Genomic DNA, 6,590 nt, shown 5'->3' with positions numbered 1-6,590 from the left:
GAAGCCTTGTGCCACTGCATCGCAGTAGGTGGTAAGAGCTTCGTCGGCTCTTGCCGTTATGAATGGTTTGTCACTCAGCATTTCGGGGAAATGCTCACTGAGGTAGTTCTCTAACTTCAGACGGAAGTAGGATAGTTCTTTCTTAGTTGTCATAATCTTCTTGGTTTAGGGTTGTACATTATTTTGAGTTGATGCCCATAGCAACATTGAACTTGTCTAACTTGCCAGCCAACTGTTCCATATCGTGTTCTATCTTCTTATTGGTTATACGGGCATAAATTTGTGTCGTTTTAATGTTGGTATGTCCTAGCATCTTCGACACACTTTCCATAGGAACACCCTTGCTGAGCGACATGGTCGCAAATGTATGCCGGGCAAGATGAAAGGTCAGATTCTTCTTGACACCGCAAAGGTCGGCAATTTCTTTCAAATATGCGTTGGTTTTCTGATTCGTTAGGATGGGAAATAGTTTGCCGTCCCGATAGGTCTTATGACTGTACTTGGCAATGATACTCTTGGGAATGTCAAGCAATAAAACATTTGTCTCCACATTTGTTTTCTGTCTCTTGGTCATAATCCACTGCTTATCATCAAGTGTTACGATATTGTCTGGTGTGAGATTGGAAACATCAATATATGCCAGACCTGTGAAACATGAAAAGATGAAAACATCCCTTACTAACTCCAAGCGTTGAATAGCAATTTCCTTGTTGGCTATCTTCATAATCTCCTCATCCGTGAGAAAACCTCGATTGACAGGCTCCAAGTGAAAACGATGATTGAGGAAGGGGTCGTGAAGAAGATAACCACGTTTTTGCGCATAGATAGTTACGGTCTTGAGTGCCTTCATCTTCTTGACTGATGTGTTGTAAGCGCAACCTGCCACTGTACTCAGATATAACTCAAAATCCTGTACCACGGATGGTGTGAACTCTGTCAGTCCTACATCCTTTCTTCCATACTTATGAATAAGGAATTCTGAGAAATGTCTTCTTAAAACGCTGTACTTTTGTAGGCTGTCTTTGCTGATAGTGTGTCCGACGCGTTGCCTGATGTCTTCGTTGAATCTGTCGAATACAGGGAGGAAAGTTGTATACTCCCTGTCTTTTCCCACAAAATAAGATCGGATTTTCTCCAATGACATGGAAGAGTCATCCTCAAATTTGTGATAGATGTTATTCAGTGTAGCAGAAATAGAATCCAATGCGGCATTGGCGGATAAAGCTTCAGCCGTCCGACCTTTGAGCCGACTTGTGGCATTGTTCCATACTGTCTTGTCCACGAAGATTTTCGTAGATCCGAAATTTGCCATCTCTCCGTTAAGGAATACACGGAGCATTACAGGCGACTTTCCTTCTTTGTTCTCATAGTTTGAGCGTAGGTAGAAGGACACCTTGAAAGTTGTTCTCATAATGCATCATTCTTTTGTGTAGCACTCGGCTGCAAAGTTAATACTTAATACGTTGGAAAAGAAAGAGTTGATGCCGTCAATATGGTATTCAAAATCCCGTCACTGCTACATTTTTTGCTGCTACGATTTTTGTGTAGCAGTAAGTGTAGCAGAAATTGACCGAATGATGATTGTCAAAACATAGGGTTATGCCGTCAGGCAATGGAGGTATATACAAAGAAAAATCGTTGTAAAAACCTGATTTTACAACGATTAGCTAATTTTTGAAGGCTAAAATGAAGACTCTTGTGAAGTCCTTTTGAAGCCTATTAGCGGAGAGAGAGGCTCTTTCTCTTGAACCTTCAAATAGTATCATAAATGTTCAATCTGTTGTATAATAGAGATTTATACAGAATGTTAATAAAATAAGATTTCATGGAAAATCTTTGGTAATATCAAAATTTGGGTGTAATTTTGGGTGCAGAAATCTATACGCCCAAAAGCATGAACATCAAACGAAACATTATCTTCACGTTGGAAAGTAGGAAGAAGGACGGTGTTCTCATTGTTGAGAATGTGCCTATCCGTATGCGTGTCAATTTCGCTTCCAAGCGGATTGAGTTCACGACAGGCTATCGCATCGATGCTGCCAAGTGGGATGCAGATAAGCAACGTGTAAAGAATGGTTGTAGCAACAAACTGAAACAATCGGCTTCTGAAATCAATGCTTCACTCTTGGGCTACTATACAGAAATACAGGACATCTTCAAGAAGTTTGAAGTGGAAGAAATAATGCCCACACAGGAACAAATAAAAGAGGCATTCAATGCGCTGCACAAACCTATTGAGGAAGAAGTCAAACCGAGAAAATCAATGCCTAACACTTTTTACAAAGTGTTTGATGAATTTGTGCGAGATTGTGGACGGCAAAATGATTGGACGGATTCCACCTACGAGAAGTTTGCTGCGGTGAAAAATCATCTGATGAACTTTCGAGATGAACTTACATTTGATTTCTTTGATGAGAGGGGGCTGAATAATTATGTTACTTATCTCCGTGATGTAAAGGAAATGCGTAATTCTACCATAGGCAAGCAACTTAGTTTCTTGAAATGGTTTTTACGCTGGGCATTCAAGAAAGGTGTGCATCAGAACAATGCCTATGACAGCTATAAGCCCAAACTTAAAAGTACACAGAAGAAAATCATTTTCCTCACATGGGAGGAACTGAACAAACTCCGAGAGTTCGAAATACCTACTACCAAGCAAGCCTTAGACCGAGTGCGTGATGTTTTTCTATTTCAATGCTTCACAGGTTTGCGTTATTCCGACGTGTTCAATCTTCGCAGAAGTGATATAAAGGGCGACCACATAGAGGTTACAACTGTCAAGACTTCTGATAGTTTGATTATCGAACTGAACAACCACAGCAAAGCGATACTTGACAAATACAAGGACGTGGCATTTGAAGATGATAAGGTGTTGCCTGTCATTACCAATCAGAAAATGAATGATTATCTCAAAGAACTGGCAGAATTGGCAGGTATCGATGAACCAGTACGCCAAACTTATTACAGAGGTAATGAGCGCATTGATGAGGTTACCCCAAAGTATGCCCTACTCGGCACACATGCTGGTCGTAGAACATTCATCTGTAATGCCCTTGCATTGGGAATTCCTCCGCAAGTTGTGATGAAATGGACAGGGCATAGTGATTACAAGGCTATGAAGCCATACATAGACATTGCAGACGACATCAAAGCGAATGCCATGAGTAAATTCAATCAGTTATAACGCTAAAACGATATGAGCCAAGAAATAAATAAAACAGATCACCAAGATTTAGATCCCGTTGTACGAGCCATCGGTACTGATCTTGAGCATACACAAGTACGCTTAATAGCCTCTGCAAACGCAGACATGCTTTTCCACTATTGGAAAGTAGGGCACTTTATTCTCTACCTCCAAAAGAAAGAAGGTTGGGGAAGCAAAGTGATTGACAACCTATCCAAGGCGATACGCTCAAAATATCCAGATAAGAAAGGGTATTCTCGCAGAAATATCTTCTATATGTGCCAGTTTGCCAGTGCTTATCCGTTGGAAGTGCTGAAAGAGATGGACAGGATAGATAGCTTACTCACAACTCCTACTGTAGAGAAGGTTTTAAGTCTGACAAACGAACTCAATCAAATTGTGCAACAACCTGTTGCACTAATTCAAGCCACAGAAAATCAATCGAATACAATTACGCAACAGCCTGTTGCACAATTAGAAGAAGTTACTGAAACATTGTCAGCAATCTATCACTGCGACATCAGTCAGATAGAGGAAATCTTCAAGCATTCTGCCATAGTTCGCACCAACTGGGCGAGCCATGTAATTCTGCTTAATAGTAAGCTTCCATTGGGCGAGTGCTATTGGTACATTTCGCAAGCAGTTGCTAATGGATGGAGTCGCAATGTTCTGCAGGTGCAGATTGATACCAATCTTTTCGCTCGACAGGTCACGGCAAAGAAAGTGAGTAACTTCTCGGCACGATTGCCCAAACCGCAAAGCGACCTTGCCAACTATCTGATGAAAGACCCTTATATCTTTGATTTGATGGGGCAAACAGATAAAATGGCAGAACGAGACCTTGAACAACAATTGGTATCTCATATCACCAAATATCTTTTGGAAATGGGCAGTGGCTTTGCATTTGTGGCACAGCAGAAGCATTTTGAAGTAGGCGATTCTGATTTCTATGCCGACCTCATCCTCTATAACATCCAACTGCATGCATACGTGGTTATCGAACTAAAAGCTACACCTTTTAAACCAGAATATATGGGGCAACTGAACTTCTATATCAATGTTGTGGACGATACCCTTCGTGGCGAACACGACAACAAGACCATTGGCTTGCTCCTCTGCAATGGCGGAGATAAAGTGGTGGCACAATATGCTCTTTCTGGCTATGATCAGCCTATTGGTGTCAGTGATTATCAACTGACAAAGGCTATACCTGATGATTTGAAGTCGTCTCTGCCTACGGTGGAAGAAGTTGAGGAAGAGTTGTCGAAGATAATAGAGCAAGATGGCGAAAGATGAAATATCTATATTCGTTAGTAATTAATCAAAAAGAGGATTAAAGGTTTAATTTTTTACTCAGTAGTAAACTATTAGTTTACCTACAAGCATAAAAACTAACTACTAAACGAAGACACTCCAAGAAACTATACTAAACAATTTCTTGGAGTGTTTGCTATTTTCTCAACTGCCTCTTAAGTTTTCTTTGTTCCTGTTTGATACGTTCTTGTTGCAACAACAACTCTGCTTGCCGTTGCAGGGCTTGTTTATAATCAATAACCTTCTGCTGCATTTGCTGGATGGCTTTGGGATTACGATGTGTGATAAAAATGCTGTCAAGGTAGTCAAAATCTTTTTTGGTAGCTTTGCCTTGCATTCGCAGATAGCGATAACGGAGGTCGTAATCGGAGGCGGTTTGCAGTTGGTTTGCTCCCATACTGAAGAACCAGCAACTTATCATGACCAGTCCACAGACTAACAAGAGTAACATGCGCTCGGCTAAATGCACACTTGCAAAGAGCGAGTAGTTCTTATATTCTACGGGCTTTTGCTGCTCTTTGATGAGTTGCTGCAAGGCTTCAAATTTTGGGTCGAGCTTCTTGATCGACTCTGATAGTGCCTCCAAAACAAAAAGTTGATGCTCCTTGATTTTGGCTTGAGTTTCTTTCGAGAGATGGATTTGCACGGTTTCTTGTGTTGTAGTGCGCGCTGCTGTTGAGTTGGCAGGCTGTTCTGCAAGCGTGGTGCGTAGTTCTGCTTGTGCCTTACTGATGGATTTGCATTCTTGTTTGAGTTCTTCGAGAAAGTCGAGGATTGGTGCCGTTTCATTGTTCATACTGATATCATTTTTTGATGATTAAATTCTACGTTTGTGGTTGGCTCCATTACGAAGCTTCTTTTGAAAGCGAAGTTCATCAACATCTATACCTCCACTTGGCATCGGCATCGTAAAGATTTCGTCAAGTGCATCGGATAAGTCGCTTGCAAATCCGCTCTCATCTATCGAATGTGCCATTGGCTCTTTCGATAGATGTTGCTGCGCCTGCTGAATGTTTCGCTCTATCTCTGCATTGAGGCGAGAGAAAGAACAGGAGCGGTCTATCTTTGAGCCACTGAAACTGCAACCGTCCTTCTCGAAGATGACACCTTGCACAACATCCGTATTGCCTTTTGTCTTGAAACGAGTGGCAATGCCTTGCTTGTTTAAATCTGTGACAAAGTCTTTCCAATTGTTCGATTTGGGCAAAACTGCTTTGATTGCATCGAATATCTCATAGCGCAACTTGTCTTCACCTCGCAGTCGGTGGCGATTTACTGCCTTTTTACCTTCACCAAGGGTTAAACCATAACGCTCGGTTAGTTCTCGGCAAATCTTCGTAGAGCGGTATTTCTCATTGCGGTCGCTGATGGTCTTGCCATCATTGCCGATGCGGTTGATACAAATGTGCAAGTGCGGATGCTGGCGGTCGCTGTGCCTTACTATAAGGCTCTGCGTGTTCCCGTAGCTCATTTTCTCTAAATACTCATTGGCAATCTTCACCATCACATCATCTGTCAGTCGCTCGGCATCGCTGGCAGAGAACGAGAGTATCGTATGGCAAACGGGCTTCTGCACGTTGGGGCGCATAGAGGCTTGAAGAGTGAACTCGTCGGCGCATAGGTTTTGGTCGATAAAACCAATGTTATTACTCGCTAAAACCTTAGCTTTTCCTTCCTGTTTGCTGAGCATATAATTGATAACTCCTCCGAAGTCTGCGCCTTTGATAATCTTGGCTATCATGGTTTCAAGCGTTTGATGAGTTCATGAATGAGGACTTTGAGTGCATTCAAGTCTTCATTGAGTGCATAAATGCCAAAGGCATTGAGTTGATGGGCTATCTGATTTAGATTGTTTGCCATGCCTGAAACCGTACGGATGAGTTGCATATCTTCGGGTTTGATACGACTCTTTATCTCTGCTTTGGTGATGAGTTGTCGCAAAAACTCAGTGCGAGTGATGGATACCTCGCGCGCTTTGCCCAACAGAGTGTAGTACTCCATGGTGTTGAGCCGTAGAAGTACTTGGTATTTTCGTTTCTCTGATAAAGTCTTGGTGGGTCGTCCACCTTTATTCTTCTGTCCCATATTTTTA

7 protein-coding genes are annotated in these 6,590 nt (G+C 41.9%); 2 read left to right on the top strand and 5 right to left on the bottom strand.

What is annotated here, in order from left to right:
* Nucleotides 1-153, bottom strand: a 153-nt coding sequence (locus H164_RS15295) for a DUF1896 family protein (RefSeq protein WP_154652117.1), incomplete at its 3' end; no start/stop codon positions are given.
* Between the two features lie 25 nt (nt 154-178).
* On the bottom strand, nt 179-1,411 hold the full coding sequence (locus tag H164_RS0112855; protein WP_019967932.1) for a site-specific integrase: 1,233 nt from the start codon (nt 1,409-1,411) through the stop codon (nt 179-181).
* Between the two features lie 483 nt (nt 1,412-1,894).
* On the opposite strand from H164_RS0112855, the gene H164_RS0112850 reads away from it, so the two are divergent.
* Nucleotides 1,895-3,184, top strand: a complete 1,290-nt coding sequence (locus tag H164_RS0112850) for a site-specific integrase (RefSeq protein ID WP_025830329.1) — start codon at nt 1,895-1,897, stop codon at nt 3,182-3,184.
* A 12-nt stretch (nt 3,185-3,196) separates the two neighbouring features.
* A complete protein-coding gene (locus H164_RS0112845; RefSeq protein WP_025830328.1) occupies nt 3,197-4,480 on the top strand; it encodes a PDDEXK nuclease domain-containing protein in 1,284 nt (427 codons plus the stop codon).
* Nucleotides 4,481-4,634: 154 nt separating this feature from the next.
* On the opposite strand, the gene H164_RS0112840 is transcribed toward H164_RS0112845, so the two are convergent.
* Genes H164_RS0112840 through H164_RS0112830 form a run of 3 tightly spaced genes read right to left on the bottom strand, consistent with a single transcriptional unit; the run spans nt 4,635 to nt 6,583 of the window.
* The gene (locus H164_RS0112840; RefSeq protein WP_019969000.1) at nt 4,635-5,294 is read right to left on the bottom strand and encodes a hypothetical protein; all 660 of its coding nucleotides are present in this window, start codon (nt 5,292-5,294) and stop codon (nt 4,635-4,637) included.
* Between the two features lie 21 nt (nt 5,295-5,315).
* Nucleotides 5,316-6,239, bottom strand: a complete 924-nt coding sequence (locus H164_RS0112835) for a relaxase/mobilization nuclease domain-containing protein (protein WP_019968999.1) — start codon at nt 6,237-6,239, stop codon at nt 5,316-5,318.
* The gene (locus H164_RS0112830; RefSeq protein ID WP_019968998.1) at nt 6,236-6,583 is read right to left on the bottom strand and encodes a plasmid mobilization protein; all 348 of its coding nucleotides are present in this window, start codon (nt 6,581-6,583) and stop codon (nt 6,236-6,238) included. The genes H164_RS0112835 and H164_RS0112830 overlap by 4 nt, the downstream gene beginning before the upstream one ends.
* Nucleotides 6,584-6,590 lie beyond the last annotated feature (7 nt).

The organism is Segatella maculosa DSM 19339 = JCM 15638 (genome assembly GCF_000382385.1).
GTDB classification, from domain to species: Bacteria; Bacteroidota; Bacteroidia; order Bacteroidales; family Bacteroidaceae; genus Prevotella; species Prevotella maculosa.
This window is presented reverse-complemented; position numbering and strand designations above follow the sequence as displayed.